Origin of the sequence: Streptomyces sp. BJ20, from assembly GCF_022869105.1 — a bacterium.
Classification (GTDB): Bacteria; Actinomycetota; Actinomycetes; order Streptomycetales; family Streptomycetaceae; genus Streptomyces; species Streptomyces griseoincarnatus.
In genome coordinates this window covers 3,422,304-3,439,109 of record NZ_CP094918.1, presented here as the reverse complement: position 1 = coordinate 3,439,109, position 16,806 = coordinate 3,422,304, and the positions used below count along the sequence as shown (strand labels likewise).

Sequence of the window (16,806 nt, the reverse complement as noted above, 5' to 3'; positions counted from 1 at the left end):
GACGGCAGTGAAGAAGAGAATGCTCGTCCTCTCGGCGGCCTGCGCGGCCGGCGCCCTGGTCCTGACCGCGTGCGGCGGCGGTGGCGCCGGGGAGTCCGCGGACGGATCGGTGACCCTGAAGCTCGTCGCGGCCGACTACGGCGACAAGGCGTCCAACAGCTCCACCGTCTACTGGGAAGACGTGGCGAAGCGCTTCGAGGCCGCCAACCCGGACATCAGGGTCGACGTGCAGGTCGTCAACTGGAACGACATCGACACGCAGGTCAAGACGATGATCCAGAGCGGCAACGTGCCGGACGTCCTGCAGACCGGCGGCTACGCCGACAAGGTCGCCGACGACCTCCTCCACACGGCCGAGGAGGTGCTGTCCCCGGCCACCCAGGACAACCTCGTCGACACGTTCGCGAAGGCGGGCGAGGTGGACGGCGTGCAGTACGGCATCCCCTTCGTCTCCTCCGCCCGCGCCCTGTTCTACAACAAGAAGCTCCTCGCCGACGCCGGCGTCACCGAACCGCCGAAGAGCTGGGCGGACCTCAAGGCGGCCGCCGAGGCCGTCAAGAAGAAGCACCCGGACGTCATCCCCTACGCGCTGCCGCTCGGCCCCGAGGAGGCGCAGGGCGAGACGCTGATCTGGGAGCTCGGCAACGGCGGCGGCTACACCGGCGGCGACGGGAAGTACACCCTCGACAGCGAGGCCAACGTCGAGACGTTCCAGTGGCTGCGCGCCAACCTCGTCGAACCGGGCCTGACCTACAGCAACCCCGCCGCCACCGACCGCAGGACGGCGTTCGCCGACTTCGCCGCGGGCAAGGCGGGCATGCTCAACGGCCACCCGTCGCTGATCCAGATGTCGAAGGACGGCGGCGTCGACTACGGCGTGGCACCCATCCCCGGCAAGGACGGCGCGCTCGACTCCACGCTCGGCGTGGCCGACTGGGTGATGGCGTTCAAGGACAGCGGTCACCAGGAGGAGATCAAGAAGTTCCTCGACTTCGCGTACTCCAAGGAGAACACGCTGAAGTTCGACGAGATGTACAACCTGATGCCCGTCACCGAGGACACGCTGACGGAGATGACCTCGAACGGCAAGCACAAGGACCTCGAGCCGTTCTTCGAGCTGCTGCCGAAGGCGTCCTTCTACCCCCTGGGCGACACCAGCTGGGACGCCGTCTCCGCGGAGATCAAGAAGAGCGGCGGCACGGCCGTCGGGGAGGACCCGGCCAAGGTGCTCGGCGATCTGCAGAAGAAGGCCGAACAGATCGCGGCGAACCAGTAGTTCCGCACGGCACCGACACACGGAAGGCGCTCCCCGTGTCCAGCAATGTCACCTCCGGCGGCCGCAGGCCGCCCCGCTCGGGCCGGAGCGGCGGGCGCCGCTCCGGCCTCGGCCGGCTGGGGCCACTGCCCTGGATCGGCCCCGCCGTCCTGCTCATCGTGGTCGTCGTGCTGTGGCCGGTCTACGAGATGGTCCGCACGTCGTTCCTGAAGATCAGCGTCAGCGGCTTCGTCCGGGGCTGGGCGGGCCTGGACAAGTACCGGCAGCTGTTCGACGAGCCGGACCTCGGCTCCGTCGTCACCGCCACCGTGGTGTGGACCGTCGGCGTGGTCGCGCTGACCATGGTGATCTCCCTGGGCCTCGCCCAACTGTTCGACCAGCGGTTTCCGGGGCGCCGGCTGACCCGGTGGGCGCTCATCGCCCCGTGGGCGGCGTCCGTGCTGATGACCGCCATCGGCTTCAAGTGGATGCTCGACCGGACCGCCGGCGTGCTGAACACGGTGATGACCGACCTCGGCGTCGTCGACTCCCCCAAGGACTGGCTGGGTGACCCGTCGACCGCCTGGCCCTGGATGATGTTCGTCGCGGTCTTCGTCTCCCTGCCGTTCACCACGTACACGCTGCTCGCGGGGCTGCAGACCGTGCCCGGCGAGGTGTACGAGGCAGCGCGGGTGGACGGGGCCGGCGTGTGGCAGGCGTACCGCCGGATCACGCTGCCGCTGCTGCGGCCGGCGTTCCTGGTCGGCGTGGTCATCAACCTGATCAACGTCTTCAACTCGTTCCCCGTGATCTGGGGCATGACCCGCGGCGGCCCGGACAGCGACACGGCGACCACCACGGTGTTCATGTACCAGCTCAAGAGCTCCGACATCGGGGAGTCCGCGGCCATGTCGGTCGTCAACTTCGCCCTGGTCGTCGTGATGGTGGCCGCCTTCCTCAAGGTCAGCCGCTGGAACCAGGAGGAGGCGTGATGGCCCAGCAGACGATCCCCGCCGCCGTCGGCACCCACAGATCCGCCCCGACGGACGGCAGTGGCCGTCCTGTACGCCCCCGGCGCACGCTGCGGCCCCGCACGGTGGTCGTGGCCGCCGTCGCCTGGCTGATCGCCGCCGTGTTCCTGCTGCCGTACCTGCAGATGGTGATCACGGCGCTGCGGCCCGCCTCCGAGCTGCGCGACGCCACCTATCTGCCGGACCACTTCGCCTGGTCCAACTTCGTCGACGTGTGGCGGGAGTCGAACCTCGGCAGCAATCTGCGCGTCACCCTCCTCGTGGCCGGCGGCTCCACGCTGCTGGTGCTGCTCGTCGCGATCCCGGCCGCCTACTACACGGCCCGCGTCAAGTACCGCGGGCGCAAGGTGTTCCTGCTGCTGGTGCTGGTCACCCAGATGTTCCAGCCGACGTCACTGCTGGTGGGCCTCTACCGCGAGTTCTACCAACTGGGCATGCTCAACTCGGTGTGGACCCTGGTGCTGTGCAACGCCGCGTTCAACCTGGCGTTCGCGATCTGGATCCTCACCGCCTATTTCTCCGCCATACCGGTGCAGTTGGAGGAGGCAGCGATGATCGACGGCCTCGGCAGGGGCGGCGCGCTGCTCCGGGTGACGCTGCCGCTGGCCATGCCCGGCGTCGTCACCGCGGTCATCTTCACCTTCATCGCCGCGTGGAACGAGTTCGTCATGGGACTGACCCTGTCCACCGTCCCGGAGAGCCAGCCCCTGACGGTCGGCATCAACAGCTTCATCGGCAACTACACCGTCCAGTGGAACTACCTGTTCGCCGCGTCGGTGATCGCGATCGTGCCCGTCGTGGTGCTCTTCGCCTTCATCGAACGCCATGTGGTGTCCGGGCTGACCGCCGGCTCGGTGAAGTGACCGGCCGGCCGCGCCGTATCCCCCCTCCCCCGTTGCTGAAGGAGCACATCGCCTTGTCCTACATCAGTTCGTCCCGCACCTCGGCCGAGATCGCCTCCCAGCCCGCCGTGTGGCGCCAGGCCGCCGCGTCCCTGCCGCGTCAGACGGCGGCCCTGCCGAGGCGGGGCGAGCGCGTCGCCGTCGTCGGCTGCGGCACCTCATGGTTCATGGCCCAGTCGTACGCCGTGCTCCGCGAGACCGGCGGCCACGGGGAGACCGACGCCTTCGCCGCCTCGGAGTTCCCCGTCGGCCGGCACTACGACCGGGTGCTCGCCATCACCCGGTCGGGCACCACCACCGAGGTGCTCGGCCTGCTGAACCGGCTCAAGGGGAGCGTGGCGACGGGCGCCGTCACCGCCGACCCGGACACGCCCGTCATGCAGGCCGCCGACGCCGTCGCCGTCCTGGACTTCGCGGACGAGGAGTCGGTCGTGCAGACCCGCTTCGCCACCGCCAACCTGGCACTCCTGCGCGCCCACCTGGAGGCGGAGAACGCCCTGCCCGCCGGAGTCCTGCCGCTGGACACGGCCGTCGAGGACGCCGAACGGGCGGTGCGCGAGCCCCTCGACAGGGCGGTGCTGGGCGCGGAGCAGTTCACGTTCCTCGGCACGGGCTGGACATGCGGGCTCGCGCTGGAGGCGGCGCTGAAGATGCGGGAGGCGGCGGGCGCCTGGACGGAGGCGTACCCGGCGATGGAGTACCGCCACGGGCCCATCAGCATCACCGGTCCCGGGCGTGTGACGTGGGCGTTCGGTCGGCTTCCTGAAGGGCTGGCGGACGACGTCGCCCGCGTCGGCGGCACCCTGGTCGCGGAGTCCGCAGGCCTGGCCGGCGGACTGGATCCGCTCGCCGACCTGGTCCGCGCCCAGCGGCTGGCGGTGGCCTGCGCGGAGGCGCGCGGCAACGACCCGGACCGGCCCCGCAACCTCACGCGGTCCGTCGTCCTCCAGGACGGTCATGTCTGAGGTCGCAGGCTCCGGTTCCCGGGCGGAAGGGCGGCGGCCGTGATCCTCACCGTCACGCTCAACGCCGCCCTCGACGTCACGTACGGCGTCGACAGCCTGCGCCCGCGCGCCTCGCACCGGGTCGGGGCCGTCCACCGGAGGGCCGGAGGCAAGGGCGTCAACGTGGCCCGGGTGCTGGCCGGGCGGGGGCGGGCCGTCACCGTGACCGGTCTCGTCGGCGGCCCCACCGGCGCGCTGGTGCGCGAGGACCTGCGCGCCGTTCGCGGGCTGCGTGACGCACTCGTCCCGGTCTCCGGCGAGTCGCGGCGGACCGTGACCGTCGTGTCCGGTGACGACGGCGACGCCACCGTCTTCAACGAGCGGGGGCCGCAGGTGAGTCCGTCGGAGTGGCGGGCGTTCGCCGGCCGCTTCGCGGAGCTGGTGCGCGAGGCGTCGGTGGTCGCGCTCTGCGGGAGCCTGCCGCCAGGGCTGCCGTCCGACGCGTACGCCCAACTCGTCGCCCGGGCCGCGGAGACGGGGGTGCCGACGGTGCTGGACACCAGCGGCGCCCCGCTGCTCGACGCGCTGGGCGCACGGCCCGACGTCGTGAAGCCCAACGCGGCCGAACTCGCGTCGGCCACCGGGTGCGAGGACGCCGCGGCGGGCGCGGAGCGGCTGCGAGGCCTCGGCGCCCGGTCCGTCGTGGTGTCCTCAGGCCCCGGCGGTCTCCTCGCCGTCACGCCCGGAGGCCGCCGGCGTGCCGTGCCGCCCGAGCGGCTGGCCGGCAACCCCACCGGGGCGGGCGACGCCTGTGTCGCCGCCCTCGCGGCGGGGCTCGCCGACGGCGCGCACTGGGGCGACGTCCTGAGCGACGCCGTCGCCCTCTCGGCCGCCGCCGTCGCCTGTCCCGTGGCCGGTGACGTCGACGCCGCCACCTACGAACGCTTCCGGACCACCGTGACCGTGGAGGACCTCCATGCCCCTCAGCCCCACTGACGAGATCGTCGGCCCCGCCGCCCGCGCCGGCGCCGGCGCGGGGGCGTTCAACGTGGTGCAGCTCGAACACGCCGAGGCGATCGTCGCCGGTGCGGAGGCCGCGGGCCGTCCGGTGATCCTGCAGATCAGTGAGAACACCGCCCGCTACCACGGCGGTCTGGAACCGATCGGACTGGCGGCCCTCGCCGTGGCACGCGCCGCGCTCGTCCCCGTCGCCGTGCACCTCGACCACGCCGAGTCGGTGGACCTCGTGCACGAGGCCGCCCGGCTCGGCTTCTCGTCCGTGATGTTCGACGCCTCCACGCTCCCCTACAAGGAGAACCTGCGCGAGACGCGGGAGATCGCCGCGTACTGCCACGCCCGGGACGTGTGGGTGGAGGCCGAGCTCGGCGAGGTGGGCGGGAAGGACGGGGCGCACGCGCCCGGGGTGCGGACCGACCCGGCGGAGGCGCGGGACTTCGTCGCCGCCACCGGGGTCGACGCGCTGGCCGTGGCGGTGGGCAGCTCGCACGCCATGACCACCCGGGACGCCGTGCTGGACTTCGCCCTCATCTCGGCGCTGCGTGACGCGGTCGGCGTGCCGCTGGTGCTGCACGGCTCGTCGGGGGTGGCGGACGCGGAACTGGCGCGGGCGGTGGCGGCCGGGATGACGAAGGTGAACGTCTCCACGTACCTGAACAAGCAGTTCACGCGGGCCGCGCGGACGTACTTGGAGGCACACCCGTCGGCGGTGGATCCGCGCACGTACCTCGGACCGGCCCGGGACGCCGTCGCGGACGCGGTGGCGCATCTGCTGGGGGTGCTGCACGGCGGGCGCGGCTGAGCCGGGAGGGTGACAAGGAGTCGCGCCGGTCCCGGACGGGGTGGTCGCGCCGGTCCCGTACGAGGTGGTGGCGCCGCCCGGTTTCCTCACCCGTGGGGTGATCTGGCAGGCTGGTGCACGCGGCAACCACGCCCGGACGACGAGGACCGGCGCCGGACCGCCCCCACCGACCCAGGCACACCGCTGCCGCCGGACGCCGTCCGGTGCCGCGGTGTGAAGCGGTGGGCGCCCTCGCCCGGCTCCTGCTCGGAAGGTTTTCCCTCGCCATGCCCTTGGCTTTGTTCGCCCTGGCCGTCGTCGCGTTCGGCATCGGCACGACCGAGTTCGTCTCCATGGGGCTGCTCCCCCAGATCGCCGACGGGCTGGCGGTGTCCGTGCCGACCGCGGGCAACGTTGTCTCCGCCTACGCGCTGGGCGTGGTGATCGGCGCGCCGCTGCTCACGGCGATCGGCGCCCGGGTGCCGCACAAGCGGCTGCTGCTGATGCTGACGGGCGTGTTCGTCGTGGGGAACGTGGCCTCGGCTCTCGCGCCGAACTTCGAGCTGCTGTTCGCGGCGCGTGTACTGGCGGGGCTCCCGCACGGTGCGCTGTTCGGCGTCGGCGCGGTGGTCGCCTCCAAGCTGGTCGCGCCGGACCGGGCGGCCCGTGCGGTGTCGATGATGTTCCTCGGTCTGACGGTCGCGAACATCGTCGGCGTCCCGGCCGGGACGGCGCTCGGACAGCAGCTCGGCTGGCGGTTCGCGTACGCGGCGGTGGCGGTCATCGGCGTCCTCGCCCTGGCGGCGCTGGTGCGGCTCGTCCCGCACCAGCCGCGCGGCGAGCAGGCCGGCGTGATGCACGAGCTGCGCGCGATGAAGAACAAGCAGGTGCTGCTGGGGCTGGTCACGGCGGTCGTCGGGTTCGGCGGCTTCTTCGCGATGTACAGCTACCTGGTGCCGATGCTGACCAACCTGACGGGGATCTCGGACTCGTCCACGACCCTGGTGCTCGCGCTGTTCGGCGTCGGCATGACGCTCGGCACGCTCGTCGCGGGCCCGCTGACCGACCGGGCGCTGCGGCCCACGATGTACGGCGGTTTCGCGCTGCTCGCGGCGGCGCTGGTGACGCTGCACTTCGTCATCGGGCATCTGGTGCCCGCGCTGATCGTCATCACGATCACGGGCGGTCTCAGCTCGCTGATCACCACGCCGGTGCAGATGCTGCTGATGGCCAAGGCGCACGAGGCGCCGACGATGGCGGCCGCGTCCAACCACTCCGCCTTCAACCTCGCCAACGCGGGCGGCGCGTGGCTGGGCGGCCTGGTCATCGCGGCCGGCTGGGGCTGGTCCTCGCCCACGCTGGTCGGCGCCGCCCTGGCGGTCGTGGGCCTCGCCCTCGCGGCGACGGGCGGGTACCTGGACCGGGACCGCCGTGCGTCGAAGGTCGTCCTGTCGTCGACGGGCGCCGGTGACCGGTCGCCGGGGCAGGAGGCGCCTGCCGCCGCCTGCCCGAAGGATCAGTCGATGTGACGGAGCAGGGCCGGACGCGTCGGGCCGTCGACCGCCGGGTCAGCGGTCGACGGCCCTTGGTGCGTCCGGCGGGCGGGGAGCCAGGTGGCTGCCCGCCCGCTTCGGCATCACCTCACGCGCGCTCCGGCGCCGCGGTGTCCTCGCTCTTCACCGGCGTGGTGCGGGAGAGGGAGCCCGGCCACCAGGCCTTGGGGCCGATGTCGATCACCAGGGCCGGGACCAGCAGGGACCGGACGACCAGGGTGTCGAGGAGGACCCCGAAGGCGACGATGAAGGCGATCTGGACCAGGAAGGCCAGGGGGATCACCATCAGCGCGGCGAACGTCGCGGCGAGGACCACGCCGGCCGAGGTGATGACCCCGCCGGTGGTGGTGAGGCCGCGCAGGACGCCCTGGCGGGTGCCGTGGGTCAGCGCCTCCTCGCGGACACGGGACATCAGGAAGATGTTGTAGTCGACGCCCAGGGCGACCAGGAACACGAAGCCGTACAGCGGGACCGACGCGTCCGTTCCGCTGAAGCCGAAGAGGTGCTCGAAGACCAGCGCGGACACGCCGAGCGTGGCGAGGAAGTTGAGCGCCACGGTCGCGACCAGCAGCACGGGCACGAGCACGGACCGCAGCAGCAGGACGAGGATCAGCAGGATGACGACGAGGACGATCGGCACGATGAGCGTGCGGTCGTCGGAGGCGGTCTGCTGGGTGTCGACCTGCTGGGCGGTGTAGCCGCCGACGAGCGCGTCGGCGCCGGAGATGTCGTGCACGTTGTCGCGGAGCCGCTCGACGGCCCGCTTCGCGGCGTCACTGTCTGCCGCGGCCTCCAGCGTGGCGTCGACGCGCACCCGCCCGTCGACGACCAGCGGCTCCCCGCCCCCGGGCCGTCCGGAGGCGGAGACAGGGGCGGCGGAGGCCACTCCCTCGGTCTTGTTCGCGGCGGCGGTGACCTCGTCCAGCCGGTCGGCGTTCGCGAGGATGACGGCAGGATTGCCGGACCCTCCGGGGAAGTGCTCGCCGAGCGTCTTCTGCGCGGCGACCGACGGCGCGTCGTTGACGAAGATCTCGTCGAGCGGGGTGCCCTTGGCTGACAGGGACGGGGAGAAGGCCGCGAAGACGGCGAGGATCAGCGCGGTCACCGCCCACACGCGGCGCGGCCTGCGGTCGACGGTCGCGGCGACGCGGCGCCACACGCTGTGTCCCTCGACGGTGGCGTCGGACGCCTTGGGCTTGGCGGGCCAGTAGGCGCTGCGGCCCAGGAGGGCGAGGGCGGCCGGCAGGAAGGTGAGCGCGGAGAGCACCGAGCACACGATGCCGATGGCGCCGACCGGGCCCAGGGCGCGGTTGTTGGTGAGGTCACTGGCGAGCAGCGTCAGCAGGCCGAGGGCGACGGTGGCGGCGCTGGCGGTGATGGCGCCGAACGACCGGCGTACGGCTGCGTGCGCGGCGGCGAACCGGTCGCCGCGAACGGCGAGTTCCTCGCGGAAGCGGGCGGCGAGGAGCAGGGCGTAGTCGGTGGCCGCGCCGATCACGAGGATGGACAGGATGCCCTGGACCTGGCCGTCGACGCGCACCACGTCGTGGTCGGCGAGGACGTACACGACCGCGCAGGCCAGGCCCAGCGCGAAGACGGAGCCGAGGATGATGACGAAGGGCAGCAGGACGCTGCGGTAGACCAGCAGCAGGATGAGCAGCACGGCGGCGAGGGCGACGCCGAGCAGCAGTCCGTCGATGCCGGAGAAGGCGTCCGACAGGTCGACCTGGCTGGCCGCCGGGCCCGCCACCTCGGCGGTGGTTCCGTCGACGGTGCCCGCCGCTTCGCGCACCTCGTCGACGACGTCGGCCAGCTTGTCACCGAGGTCGGGTTCCACCTGCACCACCGACTGCAGGGCCTTGCCGTCCTCGGAGGGGAAGGCGGGTGAAGGAGCGCCCACGACGCCCGGGTTGCCGGCGAGCCCGGCGACCGCGCGGGTGGCGGCCTCGGTCTGGGCGCCGGTGATCCGCTCCCCGTCGGCGGTCCACACGACGATCGCGGGCAGCGTCTCCTGCTGGTCGAACGCCTTCCGCTGGTCGAGGACCTGCGTGGACTCGGCGCTCCGGGGCAGGAAGGAGGCCTGGTCGTTGGTGGCCACCTCGCCCAGCTTCCCCGCGTACGGGCCGAGCATCCCGCCCACGCCGAGCCAGACGATCAACAGAGCGAGCGGGACGAGCCACCGGGCCCGGCGTGGTGCGGATGTCATGTGGGTTCCTATGGCGCGAAGCGATTATGTCAGTGGTCGATTATCTCAACCATCGAGTGATCTTATACTGGCCGCATGAGCGGCTCACAAACCTCCGCACCTCCCCCGCCGGGGGAGTGCCCGACCGACCTGCAGTCATTCGCGGTGCAACTGCGCCGCATGACCGGCGAGTTCAACCGCATCGTCCAGGAGTTCGCTCAGGCGCACGGTCTGCACCACACCGACATGCTCGCCCTGATCGCGATCCTCGACGGCGGCGGTCCTGACGCGCCCATGACGCCCGGCCGCCTGCGCAGACAGCTCAACCTCACGTCCGGCGCGATGACAGCATGCCTGGACCGACTGGAGCGGGCGGGGCACATCCGGCGTGTCCGGGCGTCCGACGACCGCCGTGTGGTGCATCTGGAGTACGAGGACCGGGCCAAGGGCCTGGCCCGGGAGTACTTCCGGCCGCTCGCCCGCGGCACCGACACGGCCCGTGAGCGGTTCACGGCCGAGGAGCTGCGTGTGGTGATCCGATTCCTCACCGAGCTGAACCACGAGCTCGCGCTGCTGCGCGGACGCACCGACTGATCCACCCGACGTGATCCACCCGACGGCGGACGGCCGGGGCAGGGCGACCCCCTGACCCGGCCGTCTCCCGTTTCCCGGCGTCACGGGCACCCTGGCTCGACGCGCGGTCGGCGCGAACGCGCCCCTCGACGACTGGAATTGCGACGCCGCGGCCCAGGCACGCGCGCTCACGTCGAGCGGCTTCGAGGACGGCCCACGGCGTCGTCCTCGGCGTGCGCGCCCTGAGCCGGCAGGGGTTGTTCGTGGTCGGGGGTTCGGCCGCCGACCGGCTCGGCGCGCGGGGCCGTCATCATCGTCGGATGCACGCTGCGCGCCTTCGGGTTCGGCCTGTTCGCGTTCGGGGACGACCTGGTGGTGCTGACGGCCGCGTCCGTGCTCAGCGGCTTCGCGGGGACGCTGCCAACCGGCGGAACCCGCCGCGCGTACGTGAGCGCGGAGGTGTCGCCGGTCAGCCGTCCGTCACCGGGCGGCGGTCGTCCAGAACCGGGTGGAGCAGCGGGCGCTTGGCCGAGCGGCCGTCGCCGGAGGAGCGGCCCCTCAGCCGGCGGAGCAGCCATGGCCCCAAAAAGCCCGCCAGCCATCGGAGTTCGGTGCCGACGGCGCGCAGGCCGGTGGGCAGGGTGTGGGGAGGGAGGGGGTGGGTCCAGGTGTCGTCGCTGTCGGGCAGCCGTAGCGCGTGGGCGAGGGCGGCGGCGATGCGCTCATGGCCCAGGGGGCCGGCGTGAAGGCGGTCGGGGCTCCACAGGCGCGGGTCGCCCGCGACCGGGTGGAGGGCCGTCTCCGCGACGACGGCTCCGTGGCGGCGCGCGATGCGGCGTATGCCCTCGTTGAGGGCCGTGACGCGTGGGGTCAGCGGGCGGGCGACGGGGCAGACGCGGGAGAGGTCCGGGATGGTGATCGTGGCGACCAGGGCGCCCTGCTCGGTGAGCGCCCCGAACATCGCGTCCAGGTGGGTGCACACCTCGTCGGCGTCGAAGCCGGGTCTCAGCAGGTCGTTGACGCCGGCGACGACGGTGGCGACGTCGGGCCGCAGGGCGAGGGCGGGGGCGAGCTGCTCGGTGTGGATCTGGGCGGCGAGGCGGCCGCGTACGGCCAGGTTGGCGTACTGCAGGGCGGGTTCGTGCCGGGCCAGGTGCTCGGCGAGGCGGTCGGCGAAGCCCCGCAGGCCCGTGGCGTCGTCGCCGTCGCCGACGCCCTCGGTCTGGCTGTCGCCGAGGGCGACGTAGCGGAGGTAGGGCGTCTCAGTTCCGGGCGTCTCAGTTCCGGGCACGGGTGTGCCGCCTCTCTTCCAGTACGGCGACGGTCCGCAGGCACCAGTCGCGGTTCTCCTGCTCGAAGGCCACGCCGCGCAGGCAGGTCAGGTAGGGGCCGATGCGGTCGCCGTGGCGGAGGAAGTCCTCCTCGTCGCGGTCGCCTCGCAGCCGCCGCAGCAGCGCCTCGAACAGCTCGATGCGGGCGCGGGCGATGTCGGCGCGCTCGGTCAGCTGGCCGATCAGGGTGGCGGTGTCGACGCTGTCGGCCGCCTGGACCTTGACCATGAGGTCGTCACGGACGAAGGCCGGCCTGGCGGAGGCGGCGGTGAAAGCCTCCAGCTCGGCCAGCCCGGCGTCGGTGACGTGGAACAGCCGCTTGTTGGGGCGGCTTTCCTGCACCACCTCGCGGCCCGCGACGAGGCCCTGTTGCTCCAGCCTGGTCAGCTCGGCGTAGAGCTGCTGCGGCTGGGCGTACCAGAAGTTGGCCACGCCGACGTCGAACGCCTTGGCCAGCTGGTAACCGCTGAGTTCGCCGTCGAGCAGCGCGGCCAGTACGGCGTGCCGGAGTGCCATGCGATCCCTTTCCGCGTGCCGGTGTCCTGCCCGTGCTCTGCCTCTGTCGCCCTGCGGGCACCTCATGATAGTCATTTTTCTGACTACTCACACCCCTGACTACTGAGGTGGTGGCGTCCGTGGACACCGTGGAGCGTTTCCGTGCAGCCGTCGACGCGCGTGATCTGGCCGCGCTGGACGATCTGTTCACCGACGACGTGCGGCTGTACAGCCCGGTGAAGTTCACGCCCTTCGAGGGCAAGGCGATGGTCATGGGGCTGTTCGGCGTGCTGCTGCGGACGTTCGAGGACTTCCGGTACGTCGGCGAGTACAGCGGGGCGGCGCAGACCAGTGCGGAGGGGGTGACGTTGCCGTCGGCCGTGCTGGTCTTCCGGGCGACCGTGGGTGGGAAGGAGATCCACGGGATCGATCTGCTGCACTTCGAGGAGGGCGGGCGGATCAAGGAGTTCACCGTGATGGTGCGGCCTCGCTCCGCGGTGGAGGCGTTGGGGGAGGCCGTGTTGAAAGGGCTGGTGGCGGAGGGGCTTGCCTGAGGGGCGGCCACCGGGGTTCCGGGTGCGCCCGGTCGCCGTGTGCGGGTGCGGTGGGGCTGATCGCGCAGTTCCCCGCGCCCCTGGGGGGTGGCCTCGGCGGTGGCGCGGGGGCGGGTTTCATCGGGGCTTGTCGCGCAGTTCCCCGCGCCCCCTGAGGCTGTCGGCCTCAGCGGTGCAGTGCGTGCCGGTGGGGGCGTAGTCTGCGGGTGTGGGGCTGCGGTTCGAGATTCGTGCGTCCGACTCGCCATGGGTCGACAGCGTGTGGACGTGCACCAGCGAGCGCGTCACCACCATGACATCCGTCGCCGGGGCGCGGCTGGGCCTGGTCTTCTGGGAGCAGGACGGGGCGGCGCACGCTGCGGTCACGGGTCCCGAGACCCGTACCGGCACGGCGCCCGTGCCGGAGGGGGCCGTCTTCACGGGCATCGACCTCGCCGTGGGCACCACCCTGCGGATGGCGCCCACGGCGGACCTGCTCGACGGCGGGGTCACGCTCCCCGACACCTCGCGCCGGACGTTCCGGCTGGACGGGGCGCGCTGGCAGACGCCCGGTCCGGACGACGCGGAGGCCCTGGTCGAGCGGCTGGTGCGGGCCGGGGTGCTCGACCGGGAGCCGCTCGTCGCCGACGTGCTCCGCGGCCACCGCGCCGCCTTCTCGCAGCGGACCGTCGAGCGGCGCTTCCGGGCAGCGACGGGACTCACGCGGGGTGCCGTACGGCAGATCGAGCGGGCACGCACCGCGGCGCTCCTGCTGGCCGCCGGCGCTCAGGCCGCCGACGTCGCCGCCGAGCTCGAGTACTTCGACGAGCCGCATCTGGCCCGCGCCCTGCGCAGGTACGTCGGGCGCACCGCGCGTCAGCTGCGCGAGGGCGCAAGAGGAGCGATCGCGCTCGACGTCGCTCAGCGCCGGACGTCGTAGACGAGCTTGGCGATGCCGTTCGAGTAGGTCGCCGACTCCCGCAGGGCCAGCATCTGCTTGTCCCGGTCCGCGCGGCCGAACAGGCTCTTCCCGGCACCGAGCAGCACGGGGAACATCAGCAGGTTGTACTGGTCGATCAGGCCGGCGTCGGACAGCCGCCGGGCCAGTTCCGCACTGCCGTGGATGAAGACGGAGCCGCCTTCGCCCTCCTTGAGCGCCGCGACGTCCTCGGTGGAGCGCAGGATCGTGGTCGGGCCCCATCCGTCGACCAGGGCGTCCTCGGAGAGCGTCGACGACACCACGTACTTCGGCAGGTCGCGGTAGTCGGCGTGGTCCTCCGAACCGGGCCACACCGACGCGAACGCCTCGTAGCTGCGGCGGCCGAACATCAGCGCCGTCGTGTCGGCCAGTTCCTCCCCCTTCAGCGACCAGGCCTCCTCGACGAACTCCAGGTCCTTGAACACCCAGCCCCCGCTGCGGTGCTCCTCCCCCGGCCCGCCGCCGGGCGAGTCGACGACGCCGTCCAGGGACATGAACCCCGTGTACACCAGTTTCCGCATGATGCGCCTCTCCTCCGGCCCGACGCGGGCCGCCGAACGGTTGCCCTCACGCTAGAGGGGAACGGGCACGACCGTCTTGGACAGAAACGACAACGCGCCTCGGCCCGACCGCTCCCGGTCAGCGGCCCCGCTGTGTGGCGTAGGGCTGGAGGAGCTGGTCGACGGGGGCGTAGTCGTCGGTGAGGACAGAGGCGTCGGCTGTCCACGTCGTGAGGGGCTTGCCCGTGACCGTCCGCCATCCTGTGCCGCGGGCGTCCAGTGCCTTCTGGATCGCGGACAGGTCGGCCGGGCGGTCGGAGGCGACGGCGACCAGGTTGCCGCCCACGGGCGCACCGGTGCGGGCCAGGCCGATGTCGACGGGTTCACCCAGGAGCGCCACATGCGCGAACACCTGGCGGAGCGTGGCCAGTTCCGCCTTGGCGAAGGCCTGCTCGCCGTGGTCGATGAGGTTGACGACGTAGAGGCCGTCGGGGACGAGGGCGCGCCGCACCTCCGTGAGCGCCTCCACCGTGGTGAGGTGCCAGGGCACGCTGACTCCGCCGAAGGCGTCGCCCACGACCAGGTCGAGCGAGTCCGTGTCCAGCCGACGCAGCCCCAGTCTGCCGTCCTCGGTACGGACGTCGATGCCGGGCCGCGGCCGCAGTCCGAGCCGCTCACGGTCGATGCGTACGACGCCGTCGTCGATCTCGGACACCACGCTGCGCGTGCCGGGACGGGTGGCCGCGAGGTAGCGGGGCAGGGTGAGGCCTCCGCCGCCCAGGTGGTGGGCCGTGAGCGGTCTGCCCTCGGGGAAGGCGGCGTCGGTCACCGACGCGACGGCCTTGACGTAGGTGAACTCCAGGTGGGCCGGGTCGCCGGCGTCGACGTAGGAGTGCCGTACGCCGTCCAGCACGAGGGTGCGACCACCCGGGCGTGCGGGGTCGGCGACCACGTCGGCGCAGTGGTACCGGGTCTCGACGTCGCAGCCGCCCGGCGCGACCGAGGCGGCCAGGCCTCCCGCCGCCAGGACGAGCGCCAGGGCGGGAGCGGTGCCGCTCCGGCCGCGCAGCCCCCGGCCGACCAGCACCGACGCGACCACCAGCAGCGCACCGAGCCCGAACAGGATGCCGCTGACCGGCAGCCGCGACAGCAGCACGAAGCCCGTCAGGACCGTGCCGGCGATCGACCCCACCGTGCCGACGCCGGACAGCCGGCCGACGACCGTGCCGGTCTCGGCGAGGCTGGTGAGCCGCACCTTCGTCACCAGGGGCGTCACGGCGGACAGCAGCGCGCCCGGCACCAGGATCGTCAGCGCCGCGACCAGGATCAGCAGCGGCCGCGCCCACTCCGCGACGCCGCGCAGGACGGCCGGTGTCAGGGCCACGACCGCGCCCGAGACGCCCAGCGCGGGGGCGAGCAGCCGCAACGGGTCGACCTGGTCGGCGATGCGCCCGCCCAGCCACGAGCCGAGGGCGATCGCCGTGAGGGCGATGCCGATCACCATGGTGCTGGTCTCGAGGGTGAGGCCCAGGTACGGGGCCAGCAGGCGCAGGGCGACGATCTCGACGACGAGCACCGCGGCCGAGGCCCCGAAGACCAGGACGGCTGCGGCACGGGGACCCAGAACGGGGCGGCTGCGCACGCCCTCGGCCACGGGCGAGGAAGACAATCCGGTCACAGACGACATCCTTGCACGCGGGCGGGCGCCGACGTGCCGCCTTGCTCGTGGCCGGCGCGGAAGCCGTCGGCCGGTCGGCGTCCACCCGGTAACTCACCGCCGGGCCAAGGCAGTCGGCGTCGAGGTCGGCGGAGAGCGCGGTGCCGCTCTGCCGGGAGCCGGCACAGAGGGGCGGAACCGGTCACACCGCCCTCGGTCGTGTCCCTGACGGCGGGTAAGTCGCGTGCGCCGGCCTCCGCGGCGGCCCCATCATGACGGGATGAGGACATACTTTCCCGGCATCGCCGAGGTGACGGACGTACCGGACGTGGCCGTGGTCGTGGACGTCATGCGGGCGTACACGGTGGCCGCCTGGGCGTTCGCCCGGGGCGCCGAACGGGTCGTCCTCGCCGAGTCCCTGGAGGACGCGCTGGCGCAGAAGGCGCGGCACCCCGACTGGGTGACCTTGAAGGACGGCCCGCCCGCGCCCGGCTTCGACCTGATCAACTCCCCCGCCCTGCTGCGGAACACGGACCTGTCGGGGCGCACCGTCGTCCAGAAGACCACGGCGGGCACCGTCGGCGCCCTCGCGGTGAAGGACGCGCCGCTGGTGCTGTGCGCGAGCTTCGTGGTGGCGGAGGCGACGGCCGGACTGCTGCGGGAGCGCGCGCCCCGCGAGGTGACGTTCGTCGTCACCGGCGGGAGCGGTCGCGCCGAGGAGGACCTGGCGTGCGCCGAGTACATCGCCGGGCGGGCCGGCGGGGACGCGGTGAACGCCGGCCCGTATCTGCGGCGGGCCGCCGCCTCACGTTCCGCCGCCGAGCTGACGCAGGGCGTGCGTGAGGGATCCAGCCCCGAAGACGTCGCGCTCTGCCTGGAGTTGGACCGGTTTCCCTTCGCGATGGCCGCCACCGTGGAGGGCTCGCTGATGGTGCTCCGGCAGGTCACGCCGACGGACTCCCCCTCGGCCTGACTGCCCGCCACGGCCGCCGAACAGCGGTCTCCGTCAGGGGTATTGACAACGATGTCAGCACCGTGATCTAGTCCGCTTCCGTCCAGCCCGGTGCGAC

The 16,806-nt window shown here is 72.5% G+C and carries 16 protein-coding genes and 1 pseudogene; 12 read left to right on the top strand and 5 right to left on the bottom strand.

Annotated elements, in window-relative coordinates; genetic code table 11:
* The first annotated feature begins 19 nt into the window (after positions 1-19).
* The 7 genes from MTR79_RS15600 to MTR79_RS15570 all read left to right on the top strand — a co-directional run bounded on the left by MTR79_RS15600 (position 20) and on the right by MTR79_RS15570 (position 7,459).
* Positions 20-1,276 (top strand): extracellular solute-binding protein, encoded by a 1,257-nt coding sequence (locus tag MTR79_RS15600; protein ID WP_244793180.1) that lies wholly within the window; start codon positions 20-22, stop codon positions 1,274-1,276.
* A gap of 35 nt (positions 1,277-1,311) precedes the next feature.
* Entirely contained in the window at positions 1,312-2,247 is a 936-nt protein-coding gene (locus tag MTR79_RS15595) for a sugar ABC transporter permease (protein WP_244790712.1), read from the top strand.
* Complete coding sequence (locus MTR79_RS15590) at positions 2,247-3,149, top strand: carbohydrate ABC transporter permease (protein ID WP_189364385.1); 903 nt, start codon at positions 2,247-2,249, stop codon at positions 3,147-3,149. The genes MTR79_RS15595 and MTR79_RS15590 overlap by 1 nt, the downstream gene beginning before the upstream one ends.
* Before the next feature lie 53 nt (positions 3,150-3,202).
* Positions 3,203-4,153 carry a sugar isomerase gene (locus MTR79_RS15585; RefSeq protein ID WP_086701114.1) on the top strand — a complete coding sequence of 317 codons (951 nt, stop codon included), beginning with the start codon at positions 3,203-3,205 and terminating at the stop codon, positions 4,151-4,153.
* 39 nt (positions 4,154-4,192) lie between these two features.
* Complete coding sequence (locus MTR79_RS15580; RefSeq protein WP_244790710.1) at positions 4,193-5,128, top strand: 1-phosphofructokinase family hexose kinase; 936 nt, start codon at positions 4,193-4,195, stop codon at positions 5,126-5,128.
* Positions 5,109-5,951 (top strand): class II fructose-bisphosphate aldolase, encoded by an 843-nt coding sequence (locus MTR79_RS15575; protein ID WP_086701107.1) that lies wholly within the window; start codon positions 5,109-5,111, stop codon positions 5,949-5,951. Before MTR79_RS15580 ends, MTR79_RS15575 begins: the two co-directional genes overlap by 20 nt.
* 266 nt (positions 5,952-6,217) lie before the next feature.
* Positions 6,218-7,459: an MFS transporter gene (locus MTR79_RS15570; protein WP_048459909.1), complete on the top strand. Its 1,242-nt coding sequence runs from the start codon at positions 6,218-6,220 to the stop codon at positions 7,457-7,459.
* 112 nt (positions 7,460-7,571) lie between these two features.
* Here the strand turns inward: MTR79_RS15570 and MTR79_RS15565 are convergent, their stop codons facing one another.
* Positions 7,572-9,689, bottom strand: a complete 2,118-nt coding sequence (locus MTR79_RS15565) for an MMPL family transporter (protein ID WP_244790708.1) — start codon at positions 9,687-9,689, stop codon at positions 7,572-7,574.
* A 75-nt stretch (positions 9,690-9,764) separates the two neighbouring features.
* Here MTR79_RS15565 and MTR79_RS15560 point away from each other — a divergent pair, with 75 nt between their 5' ends.
* A complete protein-coding gene (locus MTR79_RS15560; RefSeq protein ID WP_048459912.1) occupies positions 9,765-10,262 on the top strand; it encodes a MarR family winged helix-turn-helix transcriptional regulator in 498 nt (165 codons plus the stop codon).
* A gap of 197 nt (positions 10,263-10,459) precedes the next feature.
* A pseudogene (locus MTR79_RS15555) lies at positions 10,460-10,661 on the top strand (MFS transporter); the annotation flags it as partial.
* A gap of 49 nt (positions 10,662-10,710) precedes the next feature.
* Here MTR79_RS15555 and MTR79_RS15550 read toward each other — a convergent pair.
* Entirely contained in the window at positions 10,711-11,532 is an 822-nt protein-coding gene (locus MTR79_RS15550; RefSeq protein ID WP_244790706.1) for an SGNH/GDSL hydrolase family protein, read from the bottom strand.
* Positions 11,519-12,088: a PadR family transcriptional regulator gene (locus tag MTR79_RS15545; protein ID WP_244790704.1), complete on the bottom strand. Its 570-nt coding sequence runs from the start codon at positions 12,086-12,088 to the stop codon at positions 11,519-11,521. The genes MTR79_RS15550 and MTR79_RS15545 overlap by 14 nt, the downstream gene beginning before the upstream one ends.
* Before the next feature lie 119 nt (positions 12,089-12,207).
* Here MTR79_RS15545 and MTR79_RS15540 point away from each other — a divergent pair, with 119 nt between their 5' ends.
* Positions 12,208-12,621 (top strand): nuclear transport factor 2 family protein, encoded by a 414-nt coding sequence (locus tag MTR79_RS15540; protein WP_048459968.1) that lies wholly within the window; start codon positions 12,208-12,210, stop codon positions 12,619-12,621.
* Between the two features lie 208 nt (positions 12,622-12,829).
* Positions 12,830-13,540, top strand: a complete 711-nt coding sequence (locus tag MTR79_RS15535; RefSeq protein ID WP_244790703.1) for a helix-turn-helix domain-containing protein — start codon at positions 12,830-12,832, stop codon at positions 13,538-13,540.
* Here MTR79_RS15535 and MTR79_RS15530 read toward each other — a convergent pair.
* Positions 13,522-14,100, bottom strand: a complete 579-nt coding sequence (locus MTR79_RS15530; RefSeq protein WP_048459916.1) for a dihydrofolate reductase family protein — start codon at positions 14,098-14,100, stop codon at positions 13,522-13,524. The genes MTR79_RS15535 and MTR79_RS15530 overlap by 19 nt on opposite strands.
* 118 nt (positions 14,101-14,218) lie before the next feature.
* Positions 14,219-15,757, bottom strand: coding sequence for a fused MFS/spermidine synthase (locus tag MTR79_RS15525; RefSeq protein ID WP_086700565.1), 1,539 nt, complete (start codon positions 15,755-15,757; stop codon positions 14,219-14,221).
* Between the two features lie 259 nt (positions 15,758-16,016).
* Here MTR79_RS15525 and MTR79_RS15520 point away from each other — a divergent pair, with 259 nt between their 5' ends.
* Positions 16,017-16,709, top strand: a complete 693-nt coding sequence (locus tag MTR79_RS15520; protein WP_189364392.1) for a 2-phosphosulfolactate phosphatase — start codon at positions 16,017-16,019, stop codon at positions 16,707-16,709.
* Positions 16,710-16,806: the final 97 nt, after the last annotated feature.

Bases quoted from the DNA above. Each gene is read 5' to 3' on its own strand.
- MTR79_RS15575 (WP_086701107.1), top strand. From the start codon at position 5,109: ATGCCCCTCAGCCCCACTGACGAGATCGTCGGCCCCGCCGCCCGCGCC.
- MTR79_RS15520 (WP_189364392.1), top strand. From the start codon at position 16,017: ATGAGGACATACTTTCCCGGCATCGCCGAGGTGACGGACGTACCGGAC.
- MTR79_RS15570 (WP_048459909.1), top strand. From the start codon at position 6,218: ATGCCCTTGGCTTTGTTCGCCCTGGCCGTCGTCGCGTTCGGCATCGGC.
- MTR79_RS15545 (WP_244790704.1), bottom strand. From the start codon at position 12,088: ATGGCACTCCGGCACGCCGTACTGGCCGCGCTGCTCGACGGCGAACTC.
- MTR79_RS15590 (WP_189364385.1), top strand. From the start codon at position 2,247: ATGGCCCAGCAGACGATCCCCGCCGCCGTCGGCACCCACAGATCCGCC.
- MTR79_RS15565 (WP_244790708.1), bottom strand. From the start codon at position 9,689: ATGACATCCGCACCACGCCGGGCCCGGTGGCTCGTCCCGCTCGCTCTG.
- MTR79_RS15530 (WP_048459916.1), bottom strand. From the start codon at position 14,100: ATGCGGAAACTGGTGTACACGGGGTTCATGTCCCTGGACGGCGTCGTC.
- MTR79_RS15600 (WP_244793180.1), top strand. From the start codon at position 20: ATGCTCGTCCTCTCGGCGGCCTGCGCGGCCGGCGCCCTGGTCCTGACC.
- MTR79_RS15560 (WP_048459912.1), top strand. From the start codon at position 9,765: ATGAGCGGCTCACAAACCTCCGCACCTCCCCCGCCGGGGGAGTGCCCG.